Annotated in this window: 21 protein-coding genes; 16 read left to right on the plus strand and 5 right to left on the minus strand. The window is 72.4% G+C overall.

Annotated features, from left to right (window positions below; all coding sequences use genetic code 11):
• Positions 1–2: 2 nt before the first annotated feature.
• The 3 genes from hpnH to AB0O19_RS01835 all read left to right on the plus strand — a co-directional run bounded on the left by hpnH (position 3) and on the right by AB0O19_RS01835 (position 4,464).
• Positions 3–1,031 carry an adenosyl-hopene transferase HpnH gene (gene hpnH / locus AB0O19_RS01825; protein WP_063350100.1) on the plus strand — a complete coding sequence of 343 codons (1,029 nt, stop codon included), beginning with the start codon at positions 3–5 and terminating at the stop codon, positions 1,029–1,031.
• 126 nt (positions 1,032–1,157) lie between these two features.
• On the plus strand, positions 1,158–3,068 hold the full coding sequence (gene dxs, locus AB0O19_RS01830; protein ID WP_363616926.1) for a 1-deoxy-D-xylulose-5-phosphate synthase: 1,911 nt from the start codon (positions 1,158–1,160) through the stop codon (positions 3,066–3,068).
• Positions 3,058–4,464, plus strand: a complete 1,407-nt coding sequence (locus AB0O19_RS01835) for an aspartate aminotransferase family protein (protein ID WP_363616928.1) — start codon at positions 3,058–3,060, stop codon at positions 4,462–4,464. The genes dxs and AB0O19_RS01835 overlap by 11 nt, the downstream gene beginning before the upstream one ends.
• A gap of 127 nt (positions 4,465–4,591) precedes the next feature.
• Here the strand turns inward: AB0O19_RS01835 and AB0O19_RS01840 are convergent, their stop codons facing one another.
• Complete coding sequence (locus AB0O19_RS01840) at positions 4,592–4,867, minus strand: DUF6343 family protein (protein WP_363616930.1); 276 nt, start codon at positions 4,865–4,867, stop codon at positions 4,592–4,594.
• A gap of 77 nt (positions 4,868–4,944) precedes the next feature.
• On the opposite strand from AB0O19_RS01840, the gene AB0O19_RS01845 reads away from it, so the two are divergent.
• A complete protein-coding gene (locus AB0O19_RS01845; RefSeq protein WP_063350104.1) occupies positions 4,945–5,145 on the plus strand; it encodes an I78 family peptidase inhibitor in 201 nt (66 codons plus the stop codon).
• Between the two features lie 33 nt (positions 5,146–5,178).
• Here the strand turns inward: AB0O19_RS01845 and AB0O19_RS01850 are convergent, their stop codons facing one another.
• On the minus strand, positions 5,179–5,946 hold the full coding sequence (locus tag AB0O19_RS01850; RefSeq protein WP_363616932.1) for a phosphatase PAP2 family protein: 768 nt from the start codon (positions 5,944–5,946) through the stop codon (positions 5,179–5,181).
• 231 nt (positions 5,947–6,177) lie between these two features.
• Positions 6,178–6,945: a 3-oxoacyl-ACP reductase FabG gene (gene fabG / locus AB0O19_RS01855; RefSeq protein ID WP_350875567.1), complete on the minus strand. Its 768-nt coding sequence runs from the start codon at positions 6,943–6,945 to the stop codon at positions 6,178–6,180.
• 375 nt (positions 6,946–7,320) lie between these two features.
• Here fabG and AB0O19_RS01860 point away from each other — a divergent pair, with 375 nt between their 5' ends.
• Positions 7,321–8,217, plus strand: a complete 897-nt coding sequence (locus AB0O19_RS01860) for a MarR family winged helix-turn-helix transcriptional regulator (protein WP_363616935.1) — start codon at positions 7,321–7,323, stop codon at positions 8,215–8,217.
• Positions 8,218–8,459: 242 nt separating this feature from the next.
• On the opposite strand, the gene AB0O19_RS01865 is transcribed toward AB0O19_RS01860, so the two are convergent.
• Positions 8,460–9,323 carry an aldo/keto reductase gene (locus AB0O19_RS01865; protein WP_363616937.1) on the minus strand — a complete coding sequence of 288 codons (864 nt, stop codon included), beginning with the start codon at positions 9,321–9,323 and terminating at the stop codon, positions 8,460–8,462.
• A 457-nt stretch (positions 9,324–9,780) separates the two neighbouring features.
• Here AB0O19_RS01865 and AB0O19_RS01870 point away from each other — a divergent pair, with 457 nt between their 5' ends.
• From AB0O19_RS01870 to AB0O19_RS01920, 11 genes are all read left to right on the plus strand, one after another.
• Positions 9,781–11,553: an ABC transporter ATP-binding protein gene (locus AB0O19_RS01870; protein WP_363616939.1), complete on the plus strand. Its 1,773-nt coding sequence runs from the start codon at positions 9,781–9,783 to the stop codon at positions 11,551–11,553.
• Positions 11,554–11,617: 64 nt separating this feature from the next.
• Positions 11,618–13,390 carry an ABC transporter ATP-binding protein gene (locus AB0O19_RS01875; protein ID WP_363616941.1) on the plus strand — a complete coding sequence of 591 codons (1,773 nt, stop codon included), beginning with the start codon at positions 11,618–11,620 and terminating at the stop codon, positions 13,388–13,390.
• 149 nt (positions 13,391–13,539) lie between these two features.
• Positions 13,540–13,785: a LapA family protein gene (locus AB0O19_RS01880; RefSeq protein WP_363616943.1), complete on the plus strand. Its 246-nt coding sequence runs from the start codon at positions 13,540–13,542 to the stop codon at positions 13,783–13,785.
• Between the two features lie 47 nt (positions 13,786–13,832).
• A complete protein-coding gene (locus tag AB0O19_RS01885) occupies positions 13,833–14,561 on the plus strand; it encodes an amino acid ABC transporter ATP-binding protein (protein WP_363585905.1) in 729 nt (242 codons plus the stop codon).
• A gap of 9 nt (positions 14,562–14,570) precedes the next feature.
• Positions 14,571–15,491 carry a glutamate ABC transporter substrate-binding protein gene (locus tag AB0O19_RS01890; RefSeq protein ID WP_363616945.1) on the plus strand — a complete coding sequence of 307 codons (921 nt, stop codon included), beginning with the start codon at positions 14,571–14,573 and terminating at the stop codon, positions 15,489–15,491.
• Positions 15,492–15,503: 12 nt separating this feature from the next.
• Complete coding sequence (locus AB0O19_RS01895) at positions 15,504–16,148, plus strand: amino acid ABC transporter permease (protein ID WP_350875581.1); 645 nt, start codon at positions 15,504–15,506, stop codon at positions 16,146–16,148.
• Entirely contained in the window at positions 16,145–17,014 is an 870-nt protein-coding gene (locus AB0O19_RS01900; RefSeq protein ID WP_063350111.1) for an amino acid ABC transporter permease, read from the plus strand. The genes AB0O19_RS01895 and AB0O19_RS01900 overlap by 4 nt, the downstream gene beginning before the upstream one ends.
• A gap of 107 nt (positions 17,015–17,121) precedes the next feature.
• Positions 17,122–18,036 carry a LysR family transcriptional regulator gene (locus tag AB0O19_RS01905; RefSeq protein ID WP_363585879.1) on the plus strand — a complete coding sequence of 305 codons (915 nt, stop codon included), beginning with the start codon at positions 17,122–17,124 and terminating at the stop codon, positions 18,034–18,036.
• Between the two features lie 108 nt (positions 18,037–18,144).
• On the plus strand, positions 18,145–18,726 hold the full coding sequence (locus AB0O19_RS01910; RefSeq protein WP_363585880.1) for a cysteine dioxygenase family protein: 582 nt from the start codon (positions 18,145–18,147) through the stop codon (positions 18,724–18,726).
• Between the two features lie 13 nt (positions 18,727–18,739).
• The gene (locus AB0O19_RS01915) at positions 18,740–19,831 is read left to right on the plus strand and encodes a putative sulfate exporter family transporter (protein ID WP_363617031.1); all 1,092 of its coding nucleotides are present in this window, start codon (positions 18,740–18,742) and stop codon (positions 19,829–19,831) included.
• Between the two features lie 85 nt (positions 19,832–19,916).
• Positions 19,917–20,624, plus strand: coding sequence for a spermidine synthase (locus AB0O19_RS01920; protein WP_363616947.1), 708 nt, complete (start codon positions 19,917–19,919; stop codon positions 20,622–20,624).
• Positions 20,625–20,764: 140 nt separating this feature from the next.
• Here AB0O19_RS01920 and AB0O19_RS01925 read toward each other — a convergent pair whose 3' ends face one another.
• Entirely contained in the window at positions 20,765–22,483 is a 1,719-nt protein-coding gene (locus AB0O19_RS01925) for a hypothetical protein (RefSeq protein ID WP_363616949.1), read from the minus strand.
• Positions 22,484–22,595 lie beyond the last annotated feature (112 nt).

A 22,595-nucleotide genomic window follows, 5' to 3' on the forward strand; every position in this document is an offset into this window, starting at 1 on the left:
CCATGGCCATGCCGTTGCGCCAGACCGTGCGGGTCGGCACCTACCTCATGCAGCAGAAGCTGCTCAAGCGCCGGGACAAGTTCCCGCTGATCGTCGAACTGGAGCCGCTGTTCGCCTGCAACCTCGCCTGTGAGGGCTGTGGCAAGATCCAGCACCCGGCGGGTGTGCTGAAGCAGCGGATGCCGGTGGCCCAGGCGGTCGGCGCGGTCCTGGAATCGGGTGCCCCGATGGTCTCGATCGCCGGCGGCGAGCCACTGATGCACCCGCAGATCGACGAGATCGTCCGCCAGCTCGTCGAGCGCCGCAAGTACGTCTTCCTCTGCACCAACGCGCTGCTGATGCGCAAGAAGATGGACAAGTTCAAGCCTTCGCCGTACTTCACCTTCGCCGTGCACATCGACGGCATGCGCGAGCGGCACGACGAGTCGGTGGCCAAGGAGGGCACCTTCGACGAGGCGGTGGCGGCGATCAAGGAGGCCAAGCGGCGCGGCTTCCGGGTCACCACCAACAGCACCTTCTTCAACACCGACACCCCGCAGACCATCATCGAGGTGCTGGACTTCCTCAACGACGAGCTCAAGGTCGACGAGATGATGATCTCCCCGGCCTACGCCTACGAGAAGGCCCCCGACCAGGAGCACTTCCTCGGCGTCGACCAGACCCGGGAGCTCTTCCGCAAGGCCTTCGCCGGCGGCAACCGGAGCCGCTGGCGGCTCAACCACAGCCCGCTCTTCCTGGACTTCCTGGAGGGCAAGGCCGACTTCGAGTGCACTCCCTGGGGCATCCCCAACTACTCGCTGTTCGGCTGGCAGCGGCCCTGCTACCTGATGGCCGACGGCTACGTGCCCACCTACCGCGAACTCGTCGAGAAGACCGACTGGAGCAAGTACGGCCGCGGCAAGGACCCGCGCTGCGCCAACTGCATGGCGCACTGCGGCTACGAGCCGACCGCCGTACTCGCCACCATGGGCTCGCTCAAGGAGTCGCTGCGCGCCATCACCGAGACCATCGGCGCCAACCGCGGCCACTGAGCCGGTCGTTCGACCGCGCCACCGCTCCCGAGGACACCCCGTCCGGCCCGGGCCCCGCGCCCGGGCCGGCCCCGCTCCCGCCGGGCGGCGGCACCACCGCACCACTCCGAGTCGTGAGGTGTACCCATGTCACTGCTCTCCAGCGTCACGTCCCCGGCCGAACTGCGAAAGCTTCCGGCGGTCGAACTCCCGCTGCTCGCCGACGAGATCCGTGCGTTCCTGATCGACGCCGTCACCCGCACCGGCGGACACCTCGGGCCCAACCTCGGCGTGGTCGAGCTGACCATCGCCCTGCACCGGGTCTTCGACTCCCCGTACGACCGGATCGTCTTCGACACCGGCCACCAGAGCTACGTCCACAAACTGCTCACCGGCCGCCAGGACTTCTCCCGGCTGCGGATGAAGGGCGGGCTCTCCGGCTACCCCTCGCGCGGCGAGTCCGAACACGACCTGGTCGAGAACTCGCACGCCTCCACCGCCCTGTCCTACGCCGACGGCCTCGCCAAGGCCGCCCGACTGCTCGGCCAGCACGACCGGCACACCGTCGCGGTGATCGGCGACGGCGCGCTCACCGGCGGGCTCGCCTGGGAGGCGCTCAACAACATCGCCGAGGCCCCCGACCGGCCGCTGGTCATCGTCGTCAACGACAACGAGCGCTCCTACGCCAGGACCATCGGCGGCCTCGCCAACCACCTGGCCACCCTGCGAACCACCCAGGGGTACGAACGCTTCCTCGCCCTCGGCAAGGGCGCGCTGCAGCGCACCCCGCTCGTCGGCCAGCCGATCTTCGACGCGCTGCACGGGGCCAAGAAGGGCTTCAAGGACGCCTTCGCGCCACAGGGCATGTTCGAGGACCTCGGGCTGAAGTACCTCGGGCCGATCGACGGCCACGACCTCGGCGCCGTCGAACAGGCGCTGCGCCAGGCGCGCAACTTCGGCGGCCCCGTCATCGTGCACTGCCTCACCGTCAAGGGGCGCGGCTACCGGCCCGCCGAACAGGACGAGGCCGACCGCTTCCACGCCGTCAACCCGATCGACCCGTACACCTGCCTGCCGATCTCGCCCAGCGGCGGAGTCTCCTGGACCTCGGTGTTCGGCGACGAGCTGGTCGCGCTCGGCGCCGAGCGGCCCGATCTGGTGGCGATCACCGCGGCCATGCTCCAACCGGTGGGCCTGGCCCGCTTCGCCAAGGCCTTCCCGGAACGCACCTTCGACGTCGGCATCGCCGAGCAGCACGCCGTCACCTCCGCCGCCGGCCTCGCCACCGGCGGCCTGCACCCGGTCGTCGCCGTCTACGCGACCTTCCTGAACCGGGCCTTCGACCAGGTCCTGATGGACGTCGCCCTGCACCGGCTCGGTGTCACCTTCGTCCTCGACCGCTCCGGGGTCACCGGCAGCGACGGCGCCTCGCACAACGGCATGTGGGACCTGTCGATCCTGCAAGTCGTCCCGGGCCTCAGGCTCGCCGCCCCGCGCGACGCCGACCAGCTGCGGGCCCAGCTGCGCGAGGCCGTCGAGGTCGCGGACGCCCCCACCGTGGTCCGCTTCCCCAAGGCCACCATCGGGCCCGCCGTGCCGGCCGTCGACCGGATCGGCGGGATGGACGTCCTGCTGCGCACCGGCCGGCCGTCGGAGATCCTCCTGGTCGCGGTCGGCACCACCGCCGCCGCCTGCCTGGACGCCGCCCGGCTGCTGCTCGCCGAGGGCTTCACCGCGACCGTCGTCGACCCCCGCTGGGTCAAACCGGTCGACCCGGCCCTGCCGGAACTGGCCGCCGCCCACCGGCTGGTCGTCACCGTCGAGGACAACGGCCGCACCGGTGGCGTCGGCGCCGCCGTCGCCCAGGCGCTGCGCGACGCCGACGTGGACGTGCCGGTGCGGGTGCTCGGCCTGCCGCAGGAGTTCCTCGGCCACGCCGCCCGCGGGGAGATCCTGGAGGAGACCGGCCTGACCGGCACCGGAGTCGCCGCGCAGACCGCCGTCTTCGCCAAGAACCTGCTACCGAACCGAGGAGCGAACCAGCGCCATGCCGGCTGACCCCGACCGCACCGCCGCCAGCTTCGACCTCGCCGCGCTGATCGCCGAACGCGGCGCCGAGCGGTACGAGCTGCACGGCCGCCACCTCAACCCGCAGCTGCCGCGCATGCTGCACACCATCGGGTTCGACAAGTACTACGAGCGTGCCAAGGGCCCGTACTTCTACGACGCCGAGGGCAACGAGTACCTCGACATGCTGGCCGGTTTCGGCATCTTCGCGCTGGGCCGCCACCACCCGGTCGTGCGGTCGGCGATCCAGCAGGTGATGGACCTCGACCTGCCGGACCTGGTCCGCTTCGACTGCTCGCCGCTGCCCGGGCTGCTCGCCGAGCGGTTGCTCTCGTACGCCCCCGGGCTGGACCGGGTGTTCTTCGGCAACAGCGGCACCGAGGCGGTGGAGACCGCGCTCAAGTTCGCCCGGTACGCCACCGGCCGCAGGCGCGTCCTGTACGCCGACCACGCCTTCCACGGGCTGACCACCGGCTCGCTCTCCGTCAACGGGGAGAGCGGTTTCCGCAAGGGCTTCGACCCGCTGCTGCCGGACACCGCCATCCCGCTCGGCGACCTCGGCGCGCTGGCCAAGGAGCTGAGGCGCGGCGACGTCGCGGCCCTGATCGTCGAGCCGATCCAGGGCAAGGGCGTCCTGGCGCCGCCGCCCGGCTGGCTGCGCGCCGCGCAGGCCCTGCTGCACGAGCACAGGGCGCTGCTGATCTGCGACGAGGTGCAGACCGGGATCGGCCGTACCGGCGAGTTCTTCGCCTACCGGCACGAGGAGGGCGTGCTGCCCGACCTGGTCTGCGCGGCCAAGGCGCTCTCCGGCGGCTACGTGCCGGTCGGGGCGACGCTCGGCAAGAGCTGGATCTTCGAGAAGGTGTACTCCTCGATGGACCGGGTGCTGGTGCACTCGGCCAGCTTCGGCGCCAACGCCCAGGCGATGGCGGCCGGACTGGCGACCCTGGAGGTGATGCGCGAGGAGAAGGTGGTGGAGAACGCGCGTCAGGTCGGCGACCAGTTGCGCGAGCGGCTGGCCGCGCTGGTCGACCGGTACGAGCTGCTCGCCGAGGTACGCGGCCGGGGGCTGATGATCGGCATCGAGTTCGGCCGGCCCAAGTCGCTCAAGCTGCGCACCGGCTGGACGGCCCTGCAAGCCGCGCGCAAGGGGCTGTTCGCCCAGATGGTGGTCGTCCCGCTGCTCCAGCGGCACCGGATCCTGACCCAGGTGTCCGGTGACCACCTGGAGGTGATCAAGCTGATCCCGCCGCTGATCATCACGGAGCGCGACGTCGACCGGTTCGTGGACGCCTTCACCGACATCATGGATGACGCTCACCGGGGGAGCGGGCTGATGTGGGACTTCGGGCGGACGCTGGTGAAGCAGGCGGTCGGCAGCCGTTGAGCCGGTTCCGAGCCGGTTCCGAGCCGGCTCTGGGTGGGTGCTCGGTGGCGGTGCGGAAGTGTTGCGGGAGTGCTCCGGGAGTGGGAAGTCGGCCGGGCCGACTTCCCACTCCGTGGGAGACACCGTGTCAGAGCTCGGTCCGGCGGCGCCGGATGACCACGATGAGATCGACGGTGGCGAACAGGGTGAGCAGACCGCAGGCGATGGCGAAGCCGGTCAGGGTCCCCCGGCTGGGGGCGCCGTTGGCGGGGGAGGCCGCCGCCCAGATCGCGAAGCCCGCCGTCGCTAGCGCGAACAGCGGCGTGAAGGTGAGCGACAGCAGGTAGCGGAGCTTGAGGTCGCTGCGGGCGGTGGCCGGTTCGGTGCCGCTGCGCCACGGCCGTCGCGGGGTGGTGGTGCGCATGGCCGTTCACCTCCGGGCCGCGCGGGTGGGGGCTACGATTCCAGCGTACGTCGGTGGGGGAGAGCGGGGGAGACGCGATGACGGGGTCGGACGCGGCGGCGGACGCCGAGGGCTACGCGGGGCTGCGGATCGAACGGGCCCGGGAGCTGGCCCGGCGGCACGGCTGGGCCTCGGTCCGGGTGCTGGAGCCGGGGGCGATGATGACCATGGACCACCGTGAGGGCCGGCTCAACCTCGCGGTGCGCGACGGCGTGGTCGAGCGCAGCTGGGAGGGGTAGGGCCGCCCTCCCGGTGGTCTTGGCGTGCGGGGCTCAGTGGCCCGGCCGCCGGGCCAACCGCTGCTCGGCGGCGACGACCAGCGGCTCCAGCAGCGGCAGCGAGAGCAGTACCAGCAGTCCGGCGGCCCAGCCGGCCAGCACGTCGGTGACCCAGTGGGTGCCCAGGTAGAGCGTGGTCAGGCCGATCGAGCAGGCGGTGGCGGCGGCGATCACCGCGCCGGTGCGCCGCCAGCGGACCGCGAGGTAGGCGAGCACGCCCCAGGTGACGACCGCGTTGGCGGTGTGACCGGACGGGAAGATGGTGCCGCCGGAGAACAGTTCGGGCGAGCCGACGTACTGGGCGTAGTGCGGGCCGAGCCGGCCGGTGACGATCTTGACCGCGCCGACCGTGACGTTGAGCAGCAGCAGCGCGACGGCCATCACCAGCAGCGGGCGCAGCCGCCCCAGCCTGTGCGCGCGCCAGCCGAGCCAGACGAAGGCGGCGATGGCGGACGGGCCGCGTTGCCCGGCGACCACCCAGGTGTCGAGCAGCGGTTCCAGGCTGGGCCAGTGGTCGTAGGGGCGGAACAGTCGGACCGACCAGTCGAGGTCGACCAGGGCGGTGTTGAGCAGGACACCGGCCAGGACCAGCAGGTAGGCGACGCAGGTCACGGCGAGCAGGGCGGCCTGTCGGCGGCTCATCGGCGGCCAGCCGGGCTCGCGGCGGTGGACTCGTTCGGGGCTCGGGCGCTCGCGGTGGGTGGTGGTGAGCTGCTCCGGCCCCTGGTTGGGATAGGGCGCGGGGGTACTCGGGGCTTGCACGGGGGTGACCTTACCCATCCGGCCGGGGCTATTCCGGAGGGATTTGTCATTTTCCCGTGAAATCGACAATTGGCGGGGAGAGGTCCGCCCGGGGAGTGATTTCCGCGATTCTCGGATCGAATGCCAGTGTGGTGTTCGAATGATTCTGCAAAAGCCCCGGTAAAGAAAACGGAGTGGGAGGCCGGTGCGGCCGGCTTCCCACTCCGTGGTAACCCTGTGTAGGTTCCGTGCTCAGTCGAGGGGGCCGCCCGCGACGTAGATCACCTGCCCGGAGACGAAGCCGGCGCCCTCGCTCGCGAGGAAGGAGATGGTGTGGGCGACGTCCTCAGGCAGACCGACCCGCTGGACCGGGATCTGGGAGGCCGCAGCCCGCTTGAAGTCTTCGAAGTCCATGCCGACCCGGGCGGCGGTGGCCGCGGTCATGTCGGTGGCGATGAAGCCGGGCGCCACGGCGTTGGCGGTGATGCCGAACTTGCCCAGCTCAATGGCCAAAGTCTTGGTGAAGCCCTGTAGACCGGCCTTGGCGGCCGAGTAGTTGGCCTGGCCGCGGTTGCCCTGGGCGGAGGAGGAAGACAGGTTGACGATGCGGCCGAAACCGGCGTCCACCATGTGCTTCTGCACTGCGCGGGTCATCAGGAAGGCCCCGCGCAGGTGGACGTTCATGACCGTGTCCCAGTCGGACTCGGACATCTTGAAGAGCAGGTTGTCGCGGAGCACGCCCGCGTTGTTGACCAGCACGACGGGGGCGCCGAGTTCGGCGGCCACCCGGTCGACGGCGGCCTGCACCTGGTCGGCGTCCGAGACGTCGGCGCCCACGGCCAGGGCCCGGCCGCCGGCCGCGGTGATCCGGTCGACGGTGTCCTTCCCGGCGGTCTCGTCCAGGTCGAGGACGGCCACGGCGTAGCCGTCGGCGGCCAGTTGCACGGCGGTGGCGGCGCCCAGGCCGCGGGCGGCGCCGGTGACGACGGCGACCCGGGGGGCGGTGCTCTGCTCGGTCATGCGCGCTCTCGTCTCTCTCGGGGTGGTCTCCGCGGGGAGCGCCCCGGGGAGGGTGGCCACACCCTACCCGCGAGTAGGGAGGGCGAACAGGGTCGGAGAGCCGCACGTGACGGTCGGTAAGGACCGACCGGTCGGCTTTCTACTGAGAACGGGTTACCGAGAGGGCGTGGCGGCCGCGTAAATATGCCAATGTTGCCGAACCTGCGTCTACTATCCGCCCCTGCCTGCCAGCAAGGGCCCGCCGTTTGTATAGTGTCCGCCAGCAGCCACCGGCTGCACGGCTGGAGCGCCCTCCCTCATAGCTGGACGCCCACTCGCCGTTACTGCCCCACCCGGGTGTCCCACACACACCGGGTGTGACATCGGGACGGATACATGGTGCTGGGGGAGATCCCGACGACCCGCGTGTCCGCGCGACTGCAACAGTCGCCCGGACACCTGATTCGCGTTGCACAGCAGGTTCACACCAGGCTGTGGTCCGAGCATGTCGGAGCCGATCTCACGGCTCCGCAGTTCGCCGTTCTGCTGGTCCTGGCCCTCGAACCGGGTGCCGACCAGCGGACGGTCGGCGAGCGAGCCTCGCTGGACAAGGCGACGATGGCGGAGATGGTCGCGCGGCTGGTCCGCCGCGGCTTGGTGCTGCGAAGGCGTGACCCGGCCGACGGCCGGCGAAAACTGCTCGCGCTCTCGCAGAGCGGTGCCCAGGCGGTGCGTGAGGCCACCGGTGGTGTGGTCCGCGTGCAGCGCACCCTGTTCGAGCCGCTGACGGCGGAGGAGCAGGTGGAGATCGTGCGGGTGATGGCCAAGATAGCCAGGCTGGAGCCCGCCGCGGTCGCCGTGTTCTCCGACGCGCGGCCGATACTGGACGCGCAGCGGGCGATCGGCTACCTGATCAGGGTGGGCCAGCAGGTGCACACCAAACTCTGGTCGGAGCACGTCGGTGCGGAGCTGACGGCTCCGCAGTACGCGGTGCTGGACGCGCTGGAACTGGAGCCGGGCGCCGACCAGCGTACGGTCGGTGAGCTGGCCTCGCTGGACAAGGCGACGATGGCCGAGATGGTCAGCCGGCTGGTGCGCCGCGGTCTGGTGCAGCGCCGGCGCGATCCCTCGGACGGGCGCCGCAACCTGCTGTCGCTCTCGCCGGCGGGCCAGGACCTGCTGCACCGTTCGACGGCCGGCGTGGCCGAGGTCCAGCGGCTGCTGCTCGCCCCGCTGGACGAGGGTGAGCACGGGCCCGCGCTGGCGCTCCTCGGCAAGGCGGCGCGGCTCTAGAGGGATCCTTTGAGCGCCAGCCAAAACGATTCGCCAACGTACGGAAGGCCCGGTGTGTTGAGGGCTTGAGGCGTTGGTGATTGAAGGAGTTGGCGGCTCAAGGCGTTGGTGGCCTGACCCGCCGGAGGCCGCTGCTCGTCGGCGTCGGCGGATCGTGGCACACCGAAGACCGCCCACCCCTGATCGGGGTGGGCGGTCGTTCGACATGACCGCTCGTCAGAGAAGTCGGACGGCGGGTGCCGTCAGTTCCAGTCGAACTCCTGCGGGTCCGGACCGATCCGCGTGCCGGTGGCGACACCGGCGATCGCGGCGAGGTCCTCGGCGTCCAGCTCGAAGCCGGCGACGTCCAGGTTCTCCCGGATGCGGGCGGGGGTGACCGACTTCGGGATCGCGATCACGCCGCTCTGCAGGTGCCAGCGGAGCACCACCTGGGCGACCGTGCGGCCGTGCTTCTCGGCGATCTTCGCCAGTGCCGGCTCGGCGAGCAGCTCCTTGCCCTGGCCCAGCGGGCTCCAGGCCTCGGTGGCGATGCCGTGCTGGGCGTGGAAGGCGCGCAGCTCGGTCTGCGGGAAGTACGGGTGCAGCTCGACCTGGTTCAGCACCGGGACGACCGAGGACTCGTCGAGCAGCCGGGTGAGCTGCTCGGGCCCGAAGTTGGAGACGCCGACCGACTTGACCCGGCCGTCCGCCTTCAGCTGCTCGAAGGCCTTCCAGACGTTCAGGTAGCTGCCGTGCTTCGGGCGCGGCCAGTGGATCAGGTAGAGGTCGACGTAGTCGAGGCCGAGCTTGGCCAGCGACGCGTCGAACTCGCGCAGGACGGCGTCGCGGCCCTGCTCGCCCGACCAGTCGCGGGTGCCCGAGTTCCACAGCTTGGTGGTGATGTAGAGGTCCTCGCGGGCCACGCCGCCGGCCAGGGCCTCGGTGATCGCCTGGCCGGTGCCGGCCTCGTTCTCGTAGATGGCCGCGGTGTCGATGGAGCGGTAGCCCGCCTCGATCGCGGTGCGGACGGCGGCCGTGGCCTCGTCGTCCGGGACCTGCCACACGCCGAATCCGAGCTGCGGGATCTGCGTGCCGTCGTTCAGCGTGACGTTGGGGATGTTGCTCACGGGAAGGGGTGCCCTCCTGGTCGTCCGTGTGATTCCAGAAGGGGGCAACTGGCACCCGGGCGGGATTGTTCCCGCCGTTCGGGGGAATCTTGCGGGGCCGGAGGCCCGCTGCGGTGGGGATCCAGGGGCCGGGCAGCGAAAAAACCTGTTGCGCGGATCACATCGGGGTTGGCAGGCTCGCGGCCATGACCTCCTGAGATCCGGGCCCTTCGTGCCCTTCCCGCCTCCGCCCGGCCGTCCCGTCAGGCGCCGCCCCGGACGCGCCGATGCCGCCGGGGCGAGGTGCCGCGCTGTCGCCCGCCGCCGTCCGGCTTCCGTCGTTCGCGCGAGCCGGGCCCGCCGTGCCGCGAGACCCGCGCCTCCGGCTCGTGACCTTCTCCCGGCGTGTCCGCTCACGCCTGTTCGCGCTCTCCAGCACCCTCCAGCACCGTCCCGCACCCTCCTGTATCGGAGCGTCATGCTGCTCACCCCCCTGCCGTTGGCCGACCCCGGCAGTCCCGATCTCTCCTCACCCCTGGCCTTCCTGCGCTGGCTCCAGCGCGGTCAGCGGCGCGGGCAGGTGCTCGCCACCTGCTGGGCGCTGCTGGAGATGGGCGGCCAGGCGGCGCTGCCGATACCGCTCGGGTGGGGCGTGCAGGCCGCCGTCGACGGTGAGGCCGCCGGGATCTGGCGGGCCGGCGCCCTCGCGGTGGCGCTCGCCGTGCTGTCCGCGCTCGGTGCCGTGCTGCTGCACCGCCAGGCGGTCTGGAACTGGATCCACGCGGCGTGCCACGTGCGGCAGCTGGTGGCCCGGCAGGCCTCGCACCTGGGCGCCGGGCTGTCCTGCCGGATCGCCACCGGGGAGGTCGTCGCGGTCGGCAGCGGGGACGTCGAGCGGATCGGCTGGTACGTCGAACTCGTCGCCCGGGTCCGGGCCGCGGTGATCGTCTGGCTGGCCGTCAGCTCGGCCGTGCTGATCGTCGAACCGGTGCTCGGGGTCGGGGTGCTGCTCGGTGTCCCGGTGCTGGCGGCCGCCGTCTGGCCGCTGATCGGGCCGTTCGAGCGGCGGTACGAGCAGCAGCGCACGCTCGGCGGCAAGGCCACCGAGCTGGCCGCCGACACCGTGGCGGGGCTGCGGGTGCTGCGCGGCATCGGCGGCGAGGAGCTGTTCCTCGACCGGTACCGGGCCGCCTCCCAGAAGGTCCGGGCCGCGGCCGTCCGATCGGCCCGGCTCTGGTCGCTGATGCAGGCCCAACAGGTCCTGTTGCCGGGCCTGTTCGTGATCGGGGTGACGTGGTACGGCGCCCGGCAGGCGGCCGCGGGCGAACTCGCCGTCGGCACCCTGATCGCCGTGTACGGCGCCACCGCCTTCCTCGCGGCGCCGCTGCGGATCCTGGGCGAGGCCGCACACGCCTGGAGCGTCGCCCGGGTCTCCGCCGGGCGCGCCGTCCGGGTGCTCTCGCTCAGCCGTACCAGCGGCGTGGCCGAGGCCTCGCTGAACAAGCCGGGGAACGCCGACCTGTTCGACCCGGCGACCGGGCTGACCGCGCGGGCCGGGGAGCTGACCGCGGTCGTCTGCGGGGACCCGGACTTCGCCGGGGCGCTCGCCGGGCGGCTCGGCGGGCACGTCCCGGCCGCCGGCGACGAGCCGGAGCAGCCCTCCGTCCGGCTCGGCGGGACGGAACTGGACGCGGTACCGCTGGCCGAGGCCAGGGCGGCGGTGCTGGTCCACGACAAGGAGCCGGTGCTGCTCTCCGGCACCCTGGCCGGGCTGTTCGACATCCCGTCCTCGGGGCGGGTCTCGGTGGCCGAGGCGCTGGCCGCCGCCCGGTCCGACGACGTGCTGGAGGCCCTGGTGGACGGCTCGCCGGAGTGCGAGGGCGACGCGATGCTCGCCCGGATCACCGAGCGCGGGCGCTCGCTGTCCGGCGGGCAGCGCCAGCGACTCGCCCTGGCCCGTGCGCTGCTGGCCGACCCGCCGGTCCTCGTCCTGGACGAGCCGACCAGCGCGGTGGACGCCCACACCGAGTCCAGGATCGCCACCGGACTGCGGGACACCCGGGCGGGGCGCACCACCGTGCTCTTCGCGACCAGCCCGCTGCTGCTCGACCAGGCGGACCGGGTGGTGCTGCTGCGTGACGGCCGGGCGGCCGTGGCCGGGCGGCACCGCGACCTGATGCGGACCGAGCCGGCCTACCGGGCCGTGGTCACCCGCGAAGAGCAGCCGGAACCGGTGGGGGAGCCGGTATGAGCGGCCGCGTGGGCACCCGCGCCGTCCGTCCCGCCCGACCCGCCGCACACCTGAGGAGCACGTCATGAAGCCCCCCGTCCATGAGGAGCAGGGGCCGGCCACCACCCTGCCGGTCGGCTCACCGGCCGCCGTGCGCGCCTACCTGCGCCTGCTCGCCCGGCGCCACCGCGGCGGGTTCTCCGCGGTGGTGGGGTTGCACTCGGTGGCCACCGTGGCCGGGCTGGTGGGCCCCTGGGTGCTCGGCAGCCTGGTCGAGTCGCTGGCCACCGGCACCGCCGAGGCCACCATCGCGGTCGCGGTCGGCTGGTACCTGCTGGCGCTGGTGGTCCAGTCCGCCTTCACCGGCTGGTCCCGGATGCGCGGTGCCGTCCTCGGCGAGCGGGTGCTGGCCGACCTACGCGAGGACTTCCTGGTCCGCTCGGTCGCGCTGCCCACCGGCGTGCTGGAGCGGGCCGGCACGGGGGACCTGGTCTCCCGGGGCACCACGGACATCGACCGGCTGGACAAGTCGGTGCGCGAGGCCGTGCCCGAACTCGCCGTCGCCATCGTGTCGTTGCTGCTGGTGATCGGCGCCCTGCTGGTCACCTCGCCGCTGCTCGCGCTCACCTCGCTGGTCGGCCTGCCGCTGCTGCTGGTCAGCTCCCGCTGGTACTTCAAGCGCGCGCCGCAGTCCTACCGCAACGAGTCGGCCGGGTACGCCGCGGTGAACACCGTGCTGGCCGAGACGGTGGACGCCGGGCGGACGGTGGAGACGCTGCGCCTGGGCGACCAGCGGATCGCCCTGACGGACCGCAAGCTGGGCGAGTGGCTCGCCTGGGAGCGCTACACCCTGTGGCTGCGCTCGGTCTGGTTCCCGACCATCGACGCGTTCTACTCCTCGGCGGTGCTGGCCACCCTGCTGCTCGGCGGGCTGTTCACCCTCAAGGGTTGGATCACCGTCGGCGAATTGACCACAGGAGTGCTGTACGCGCAGATGCTGACCGGTCCGGTCGACCTGATCCTGCGCTGGTACGACGAACTGCAGATCGGCCAGGCCTCGCTGGCCCGGCTGGTCGGCGTCCGCGAGGTGCCGGAGCACGAGGGCGACGAGTCCAGCCACCCGGACGGCCGCCGGGTCGAGGCCCGGGACGTCCGGTTCGGCTACCGGGAGGGCGCCGACGTCCTGCACGGCATCAGCCTGGACGTCGCGCCGGGCAGCCGGGTCGCGCTGGTCGGGCCGTCCGGGGCGGGCAAGTCCACGCTGGGGCGGCTGCTGGCCGGGATCTACGCCCCCGGGCGCGGCAGCGTGACGCTCGGCGGGGCGGCACTGGCGCGGATGCCGGCCGAGCGGGTGCGGGCGGAGGTCGCCCTGGTGAACCAGGAGCACCACGTCTTCGTCGGCACCCTGCGGGACAACCTGCGGCTGGCCGCGCCCGGGGCCGAGGACACCGAACTGCGCTCCGCGCTGGACGCGGTGGACGCCGGCGGCTGGATGGACGCGCTGCCGCACGGCCTCGACACCGAGGTCGGCTCCGGCGGCACCGTGCTGACTCCGCCGCAGGCCCAGCAGCTGGCGCTGGCCCGGCTGGTGCTGGCCGATCCGCACACCCTGGTGCTGGACGAGGCCACCTCGCTGCTGGACCCGCGCGCCGCCCGGCACCTGGAGCGCTCGCTGGCCCGGGTGCTGGAGGGCCGCACGGTCATCGCCATCGCCCACCGGCTGCACACCGCGCACGACGCCGACGTGATCGCGGTGGTCGAGGGCGGCCGGATCAGCGAGTACGGCAGCCACCCGGAGCTGGTCGCGGCCGGTGGCCCGTACGCGGCGCTCTGGCGCTCCTGGCGGGACGAGCGGTAGCGGGCCGGCGCCGTTGAACCCGTACGGCGCCGTTGACCCGTACGGCACTTCAAACCCGCACGGGGCCGGATTGCCCCGTGCGGGTTACTCCCTCACCCATCAGGGCGCGTAACCGGGCAAATCGGAGCCCCGGCCCGCAGACTGCTCCGGTGACCAAGATTTCGGACGGCTCGTCCGGCTCCAAACGCAGCGAGATCGCTGGGATCCCCACCCGGTACATCGGGATCGGCGTCATCGTCGTCCTCGCCGTGTGGTTCCTGTTCGCGAACCTCGACAAGGTGAAGATCCAGTTCTGGGTGTTCACCGTTACCGCGCCGCTCTGGATCGCACTGCTCGCCACGCTGCTGGCCGGCGGCGCGCTGGGCTGGCTGCTGAAGGGGCGTCGCGGCCGGTGACCAGCGCTCCCGGGCCGGCCCAGGCGGGGCCCTCGGCCTTCACGCCGCTGATCGAGGTGCGCGGCGTCAACAAGCACTTCGGGGACCTGCACGTCCTCCAGGACATCGAGCTGACCGTGGGCCGCGGCGAGGTCGTCGTGGTCATCGGACCGTCCGGCTCCGGCAAGTCGACGCTCTGCCGGGCGATCAACCGCCTGGAGCCGATCGAGGACGGCACCATCCTGATCGACGGCGAGCCGCTGCCCGAGGAGGGCAAGGGGCTGGCCCGGCTGCGCGCCGAGGTCGGCATGGTGTTCCAGTCCTTCAACCTGTTCGCGCACAAGACCGTGCTGCAGAACGTCTCGCTCGCGCAGATCAAGGTCCGCGGCCGGCCCCGGGCGGAGGCGGACGCCAAGTCCCGCGCCCTGCTGGAGCGGGTCGGGCTGGAGGCGCACGCCGACAAGTACCCGGCCCAGCTCTCCGGTGGCCAGCAGCAGCGGGTGGCGATCGCCCGGGCGCTGGCGATGGACCCGAAGGCACTGCTGTTCGACGAGCCGACCTCGGCGCTCGACCCCGAGATGATCAACGAGGTGCTGGACGTCATGCGCCAGCTCGCGCACGAGGGCATGACGATGGTCGTGGTCACCCACGAGATGGGCTTCGCCCGGGCCTCCGCCAACCGGGTGGTCTTCATGGCCGACGGCCGGATCGTCGAGGACCGCGCCCCGGAGGACTTCTTCAGCGCTCCGGAGAGCGAGCGCGCCCGGGACTTCCTGTCCAAGATCCTGAAGCACTGAGGCGGCGCCGTGACGAGGAAGACCACGCCCGCCGCCCGGAGCCGGACGGTGCTCGCCGCCGTCCTGCTGCTCGCCGTGCTGGCCGCCGGCTGCGGCAAGCCCGGCACCCCGCCGCCCAAGGGCCCGCAGGCGAGCGCGCTGCCCAGCTACCAGGTGCGCGACGCCGCCTCCATCACCGGCTCGCCGACCCTGGACGCCGCCCGGAGCCGGGGCCACCTGGTGGTCGGCGCCAAGGAGGACCAGCCGTACCTGGGCGAGAAGAACCCGGCCACCGGCGTGTACTCCGGCTTCGACATCGAGATCGCCAAGATGGTCGGCGCCTACCTCGGCTTCCCGCCGGACCGGATCGAGTTCAAGACCATCGCCTCGGCCAACCGCGAGACCGCGCTGCAGAACGGCCAGGTGGACTTCTACGTCGGCACCTACACCATCAACGACAACCGGAAGAAGCTGGTCGGCTTCGCCGGGCCGTACTTCGTCGCGGGGCAGTCGCTGCTGGTGCGCAGGAACGACAACACCATCCACGGCCCGCAGGACCTGGACGGCAAGAAGGTCTGCTCGGCGGCCGGCTCGACCCCGTACCAGCGCATCCAGTCGCAGTACCCGAAGGCGAAGCTGATCGGCTACGACACCTACTCGGCCTGCGTGGACAACCTGATCACCGGCCAGGTCGACGCCGTCACCACGGACAACGCGATCCTGCTGGGCTACGCGGCCAAGGCGCCGGACGAGCTCAAGGTGGTCGGCCCGCTGTTCTCCCAGGAGCCGTACGGGATCGGCACCCCGAAGAACGACACCGTGCTGCGCCTGGCCCTGGACGACGCGCTGGCGCAGAACGAACAGAACGGCGACTGGAAGAAGGCCTACGACGCGACCCTGGGCCTGTCCGGGGAGCCGGCGCCGACACCGCCGCCGATCGACCGGTACTGAGAGGGCCGCGCCGTGAAAACGCTGACCGACAACTGGTCGACCTACTGGGACGGCTTCCTCGGCACGCTCTCGCTGTTCGCGGTGAGCGCCGTGCTGTCGCTGGTGCTGGGAGTGATGATCGCGGGTTTCCGGGTCTCGCCGGTCCGGCCGCTGCGGGTGTTCGGGACGGCGTGGGTGACGCTGCTGCGCAACACGCCGCTGACCCTGCTGTTCTTCATCGTGGTGCTGGGCCTGCCGCGCTTCAACATCACGCTGCCGTTCTTCGTCTTCGCGGTGGCCGCGCTCGGCTGCTACACCTCGGCCTTCGTCTGTGAGGCGATGCGCTCGGGCATCAACACCGTGCCGGCGGGGCAGGGGGAGGCGGCGCGCAGCCTGGGCATGAGCTTCGGGCAGACGATGAGCGTGGTGGTGCTGCCGCAGGCGTACCGGTCGGTGGTCGCGCCGATCGGCAGTGTGATGATCGCGCTGGCGAAGAACACGGCGATCGCCGGCTCGTTCAGCGTCACCGAGCTGCTCGGCACCTACCGGACGATCAACGAACTGGGCTACAGCATCATCTGGACCTTCGTCTGGATCGCCGTCGGCTACCTGATCATCACCCTGGCCGTCAGCGCCGTCTTCAACCTGCTGGAACGACGAGTGGCGGTGTCGCGATGACCGTTGGATCCTCGGCGCTGTACGACATCCCCGGTCCGAAGGCGCTCGCCCGCCACCGGCTGTACGGCGGGATCGCGCTGTTGCTGATCGCGGCGCTGATCGGCTGGATCGTCTACATGCTGTTCCACACCCACCAGTTCACGTACCAGAAGTGGATGCCCTTCGAGTACCGGGGCGTCCAGGACCTGCTGCTGAGCGGGCTCGGCAACACCCTCAAGGCCTTCGGCTGGACGGTGCTGTTCGCGCTGCCCTTCGGCGCGCTGTTCGCAGCCGGGCGGCTGTCCGACCACAAGGTGGTGCGGGTGCTCTCCACGGTGGTGGTGGAGTTCTTCCGGGCCATGCCGCTGCTGGTGATGATCTTCTTCGTCTTCGTCGCGCTCAAGGTGCAGCCGTTGTGGGCGCTGGTGGCCGGGCTGGTGCTGTACAACGGTTCGGTGCTGGCCGAGGTCTTCCGGGCCGGCGTGCTCGCGGTGCCCAAGGGCCAGCGCGAGGCGGCCTACGCGCTCGGCCTGCGCAAGACCCAGGTGATGACGTACGTGCTGGTGCCGCAGGCCAACCGGGCCATGCTGCCGGCCATCATCAGCCAACTGGTGGTCGCGCTCAAGGACACCTCGCTGGGCTTCCTGATCACCTACGAGGAGTTCCTGCACGCGGGCAAGCTGATCGCCACCAACCTCGACTACGACCTGCCGTTCATCCCGGTGGTGATCGTGATCGCGCCGATCTACATCGGCATGTGCCTGCTGCTCTCCTGGCTCGCCCGCTGGGTCGAGCGCCGCAGCCGGCGCAGCCCGAGCATGCGGGGCGGGGCGCCGGTGGTCAAGGCCGGGGTGGCGATGGGGCTGCCGCCGTCCGCGCAGCAGTGAGAGGCCTGGTTCGATCCTGAACCATAGGTGTGGGTGGGGATAGAGCGGGCATCTCCAATTTCCTCTTATGATTGCGGAGGTTCGACGACGACGACCGGGGGAGGGCCATGGAGCCGGTATTCGACTCGCGGCACATCAGGACGTTCCACGAGGTCGTCAGAGCGGGCTCCTACTCGGCCGCCGCCCGCGAGCTCGGCTACACCCAGCCCGCCATCACCCAGCAGATGAAGGCGCTCGAACGCACCGTCGGCGTCGCGCTGTTCACCCGGGCCGGGCGCGGACTGCGGCTCACGGAGGCGGGCGAGGCGCTCTCCCGGCACGCCGAACTGATCCTCGGCAGCCTCTCCGCCGCCCAGCAGCAGCTCGCCGCGCTCGCCCGGCTGCGGGCCGGGCGGGTGCGGGTCTGCGCCTTCCCCAGCGCCAACGCCACCCTGATACCCGAGGCGATGGCCCGGCTGCTCGCCGAACACCCCGGTGTGCGGGTCGAGCTGCTGGAAGCCGAACCGCCGGACTCCGTCCAGCGACTGCTGCGCGGGGAGTGCGACATCGCGCTGGCCTTCCGCTACCCCGGCGGCGCGACCGAGGTGCCCGACGGGCTGGACGAGATCCCGCTGATGGAGGACCTGCTCACCGTGCTGCTGCCGGTCGGACACCCGCTCGGCCGTCGGCACGCCGTTCGGCTCGCCGACCTCGACGGCGAGCGCTGGATCGCCGGGTGCCCGCGTTGCCGGGCCAACCTGCTGAACGTCTGCGCGGAGGAGGGCTTCGCGCCCGACATCGTGTTCTCCACGGACGACAACCTCGCGGTGCAGAGCCTGGTCGCCGCCGGGGTCGGGATCGCGCTGATGCCCGCGTTGGTGCTCTCCTTCATGTGCCACCGCAAGGTCACCGGGCGGGCCGTCGAACCGCACCTGCGCCGGCAGGTGAGCGCGTACGTGCTGCGCGAGCACCGGCGGATACCGGCCACCGGGCTGGTGCTGGACCACCTGCGGAGGGCGGCGGCGAGCCGGATCGGGTGCTGAGCCGTGGCTCCGGTGGGTGTTCACCGGGGCGATTCATAAGCTGAAGTTGGGGGGAAGCTTAAGAACCATCGTTGGACGTGATAGGTCGGTGCAGCCGAACCTGCTGGTATGACACCCCCAGCCACGGTCGGCAGCGACCGGCTCACCGAGCGGATGACCGCCCTGATCGGCGAGATCCGTGCCGTCGTGGACCGCGGACTGCCCCCGGAACTCACCGCCTACCTGGTCGGCGAACGCCTCGCCCCGCACCTGCGCGCCGACCCCGACGGGCCCGACGCGCTGCTCACCCCCGCCCAGCGCGAGGGCGACCCGACGCGCTACCGCCAGCACGTCCTGCACGCCGAGGAGGACGGCGGCTTCTCCGTCGTCGCCCTGGTCTGGCTGCCCGGCCAGCAGACCCCGATCCACGACCACGTCTCCTGGTGCGTGGCCGGCGTCCACCAGGGCCAGGAGAGCGAGACCCGCTACCGGCTGGTCTCCGACGGCCGCACCGCCCACCTCGTCGAGACCGAGCACGTCGCCGGCCCGGCCGGCACCGTCGCCGCCTTCGCCCCGCCCGGTGACATCCACCTGGTGCGCAACGCCTGCAACAGCACCGCCATCTCCATCCACGTCTACGGCGCGGACGTCTCGCGGCTCGGCACCAGCATCCGGCGCGTCTACCGGCTGCCCGCCGACCAGCAGCAGTGAGGGCGGCGTGGCACTGACCCTCCGGGAGCGCGCCACGCGCACCCGCTCACTGCCCCCGCTCGGCGGGGACGCCCCCGGCCTGCTGCTCGCGGCGGCCGGGGTGGCCGCCGCGATCGCCGTCCACGCGGCCGTGCCCGCCGTGCCCAAGCTGACCGCAGCCGTCGTGCTCGGCATGGCGGCGGCCCACCTGCCCGCGCTGCGCCCGGTGGTGCGCGGGGTGGCCCGGCCAGGGCTGTCCATGGCCGGCAAGCGGCTGATGCGGCTCGGGATCGTCCTGCTCGGGCTCAAGCTCAGCCTGGACGACGTGCTCGGCCTCGGCTGGGCCACCGTCGCCATGGTGCTCGCGGTAGTCGCGGCCACCTTCACCGGCACGCTCTGGCTCGGCCGGCGGCTCGGCCTGCCGGGCGACCAGCCGCTGCTGGTCGCCACCGGGTACTCCATCTGCGGAGCCTCGGCGATCGGCGCGGTCAGCCAGGCGGCCGGCAGCGAGGAGGAGGACGTCGCCGCCTCGGTGGCCCTGGTCACCCTGTGCGGGACGCTGGCCATCGCCGTGCTGCCGCTGCTCCAACAGCCGTTCGGGCTGGGCGACGTGGAGTTCGGGCGGTGGGTCGGCGCGAGCGTGCACGACGTCGGGCAGGTGGTCGCCACCGCGCAGACCGGCGGGGCGGGCGCGTTGCGGGAGGCCGTCCTGGTCAAGCTGATGCGGGTGGTGCTGCTGGCGCCGCTGGTCGCCGGGATGGCCGTCGCGGTGCGGCGCCGGGCGCGACGGGCCGGGGAGGCCGTCGTCGGGGCCGGCCAGGAGCCGGGGGAAGGCCCTGCGAAGAACCCGGGCACCGTCGGCAGCCGCCCGCCGATCGTCCCGCTGTTCGTGGCGGGGTTCCTCGCGATGATCGTGCTGCGGACCACCGGGGTGCTTCCGGAGAGGGCGCTCACCCTCGCCGGGGACGCCCAGGAACTGCTGCTGGCCGCCGCGCTGTTCGGTCTCGGCAGCGCCGTGCACCTGCCGACCATGGTCCGCACCGGCGGGCGGCTCGCCCTGCTCGGGCTCGGCTCCTGGGTGGTCGTCGCGGGCGTCTCCTACGCCGGGGTGCTGGTCACGACGTGACGGGCGCAGGGGCGGACTCGGCTATTGTCGGGCGGGTACTCGTCCGCCGGGACGCTCCTGCACCCGAGTCCGCTGAGGAAGCCGCATGTCCACCGCACTGCCCGAACGGGACGCTCACGAGGCCGTCGTCACGCTCGACCGGCGGGACGGCCCGTTCGGCGAGGTGGTACTGCGCCGGCGCGGTCGGCACTTCGAGATCATCGCCAACGGCTGCTTCCTGATGGACACCGCCGACGGCCGCTCCGAACGCCTGCTGATCCAGGCGGCGCTGGACGAACTGGACCGCACCGGCGCCCCCGCGGAGCCCTCGGTGCTGATCGGAGGCCTCGGCGTCGGCTTCTCGCTGGCGTACGCGGCGGCCGAGCCGCGCTGGGGGCGGATCGCCATCGTCGAGCGCGAGAGCGCCATCATCGACTGGCACCGGAGCGGGCCGCTCGGCGCCTTCTCCGGCGGCGCGCTGGAGGACCAGCGGGTCCAGGTCCTCCACACCGACCTGCTGGAGTACCTGGCGGCGGCCGACGGCGAGCGCTACGACGCGCTGTGCCTCGACATCGACAACGGCCCGGACTGGACCGTCACCGACTCCAACGCCGGGCTGTACGGCGCCGACGGGCTCGCAGTGCTCTGGCACCGGCTGCAGCCGGGCGGGGTGCTGGCGGTGTGGAGCGCGCAGCCCTCCGCGGACTTCGAGGAGGCACTGCGGGCGGCGGGCTTCTCCGACGTCGTCACGCACGAGATCCCGGTCAGCCGCGGCGTGCCGGACGTGGTCCACCTGGCCCGGCGCGCCGGCTGACGGCGTAGGGCCTCCCAACCTTCCTGTCGCGTCCGGGCGTTGTCCGCAGCGGCGGTCAACTACCGGCTTTCGGCGTCGCGTTGTCGCGGCCTCCTGTCGATCCTGCGGTTGGATCCTGGCGGAGGGGCAGTGGTCGGGGCTCAGCCGAACGGCCTGGTCTCCGGGCCCGAAGCCTCCGCCGCGTCGGTCTCCGTCGCTTCGTCCGGGGTGGACGGGAGGCTTTCCGGGGCGAAGGGGTTGAAGTCCGGCGGGGGCACCATGACCGGCGTGCCCTTCCGCGGGGCGTCCTGCGCGGGAGCAGCCTGCGCGGGAACGGCCGGCGGTGCGGAGGGCGGCGGCGGGACGGCCGGGCCCTGCGCCGCGAGCGTGGTGCCGAACGGGTCCGACTGGTCGGCCGTCACCGTGCCGAACGGGTCGGTGGCCGGGGCGGCGGCCGCCGGGGACGTGTCCGGGGTGGACGGGAGGCTTTCCGGGGCGAAGGGGTTGAAGTCCGGCGGGGGCACCATGACCGGCGTGCCCTTCCGCCTGGCCGGCGCCGACTGTGGCTCGGCGTCGGCCGGGGAGGCCTCCGTGACGGGCGCGAACGGGTTGAAGTCCTCGGGCGGGAGCTGCGCCGGCACCTTCTCCGGCTCCTTCTCGACGGGAGCGGGAGCGGGAGCGGGAGCAGGCGTGGCGGGTACGGGCGCGCGCACGGCGCCGGACACCTCCCCGTCCCAGCCGAACTGAACGCTCTTCAGCAGCTCCGCGAACGCCTGCGTGTACAGGTCCCAGTCCTCCGGCTGCGCCGTGGACAGCTGGACGCAGAGCACGGTGCCGCCGTCCGGCAGCGGGACGAAGGCCTCGACCGCCGAGGTGACCACCCAGCGCCGCTGCCCGTCGGCGGACAGCGGCCCCGGCACCGGGACGGTCCGTCCCTCGACCAGGACGGCGGCCGGCCCGGCCGGCAGCAGGACCGTCCACACCTCGGCGTGCCGCCGGACGGTGGCGAGCTCGGTGGCGAGCGCGGTGATCGGCAGCGGGTGTCGGGCGAGCGAGACGACCAGGGCGGCGTCGGAGGCCCGGCCGTCCACGTCCAGCGCGCAGACGCCGGCGTAGACCGTGCCGGCGTCGTGGACCAGGTCGGCGAGGGTGGCGGAGATGACCGCGAAGTCGCGGCGCCGCTCCGGACCGTCACCGCTGAACAGTTCCTCGGCGACCTCGGCCAGATGCCCGGTCAGTTCCTCGGCGGCCGCGGCGGTGGCCGGGTCGACGCCGTCCGCCCCGCCCGCCGGCGCGGGTACCGTACGGGAGCAGACCCCGGCCGGACCACCGGGGGAGGTCAGCGGGTGGAAGCCGGGCGGGACCACCAGCCGGACCTCGGCGCCCGCGCCGGTGGCCAGTTCGACCGGCTGGCGGGTCTGCTGCCCGGCGGCCAGCGCGGCCAGCGCCGGGGCGAACGGAGGGCGCAGCTTGGGGTCGGCGAATTCGCCGGTGACCGGCAGTTGGAACAGCGCGGCCGAGGTGGTGCCCCGGTCGGCGATCGCGCCGCGCACCGCCCCGCCGCCGTAGCGGGTGTGGAGGGCGGCGGTCACCCGGTCGGCGACCCGGGCGCCGGTACCGGGGCGGGCCGTGCCGGCGGTGAGCACCGTGCCGAGCCGGTCCACGGTCGCGTGCACCGGGCCGTTCGGGGCCAGTGGGAGGCCGAACAGCGCCTCGGAGGCGGGGTGTTCGGCCGGACGCAGGGCGCTGAGCGAGGCCGCCGGATGGCGGGAGGTGCGCTCGTCGAAGAGGGCGTCGGTGAGCGTGCCGAGGGTCGCGCAGACCTGCTCCGCCGCCGCGAAGGGATTGGCCTCCGCGCTGAACTGGACGTCCTGGGTCAACTGTTGAGCCCCCCGCTCTGCTGCGTCTGCGGTCCGCTGGTTCGGGTGGGTCCGCGCGCGCCGTGGCGGCGTGCCGTCGGATCCGTGCTCATTCCTATCAGAGCCCGCTGTC

The sequence above is a fragment of the Kitasatospora sp. NPDC091276 genome (genome assembly GCF_040684355.1).
Taxonomy (GTDB): Bacteria; Actinomycetota; Actinomycetes; order Streptomycetales; family Streptomycetaceae; genus Kitasatospora.

Coding starts and splice junctions, on each gene's coding strand:
- hpnH (WP_063350100.1), top strand. CDS start 3: ATGGCCATGCCGTTGCGCCAGACCGTGCGGGTCGGCACCTACCTCATG.
- dxs (WP_363616926.1), top strand. CDS start 1,158: ATGTCACTGCTCTCCAGCGTCACGTCCCCGGCCGAACTGCGAAAGCTT.
- AB0O19_RS01835 (WP_363616928.1), top strand. CDS start 3,058: ATGCCGGCTGACCCCGACCGCACCGCCGCCAGCTTCGACCTCGCCGCG.
- AB0O19_RS01840 (WP_363616930.1), bottom strand. CDS start 4,867: ATGCGCACCACCACCCCGCGACGGCCGTGGCGCAGCGGCACCGAACCG.
- AB0O19_RS01845 (WP_063350104.1), top strand. CDS start 4,945: ATGACGGGGTCGGACGCGGCGGCGGACGCCGAGGGCTACGCGGGGCTG.
- fabG (WP_350875567.1), bottom strand. CDS start 6,945: ATGACCGAGCAGAGCACCGCCCCCCGGGTCGCCGTCGTCACCGGCGCC.
- AB0O19_RS01860 (WP_363616935.1), top strand. CDS start 7,321: ATGGTGCTGGGGGAGATCCCGACGACCCGCGTGTCCGCGCGACTGCAA.
- AB0O19_RS01870 (WP_363616939.1), top strand. CDS start 9,781: ATGCTGCTCACCCCCCTGCCGTTGGCCGACCCCGGCAGTCCCGATCTC.
- AB0O19_RS01875 (WP_363616941.1), top strand. CDS start 11,618: ATGAAGCCCCCCGTCCATGAGGAGCAGGGGCCGGCCACCACCCTGCCG.
- AB0O19_RS01900 (WP_063350111.1), top strand. CDS start 16,145: ATGACCGTTGGATCCTCGGCGCTGTACGACATCCCCGGTCCGAAGGCG.
- AB0O19_RS01905 (WP_363585879.1), top strand. CDS start 17,122: ATGGAGCCGGTATTCGACTCGCGGCACATCAGGACGTTCCACGAGGTC.
- AB0O19_RS01910 (WP_363585880.1), top strand. CDS start 18,145: ATGACACCCCCAGCCACGGTCGGCAGCGACCGGCTCACCGAGCGGATG.
- AB0O19_RS01920 (WP_363616947.1), top strand. CDS start 19,917: ATGTCCACCGCACTGCCCGAACGGGACGCTCACGAGGCCGTCGTCACG.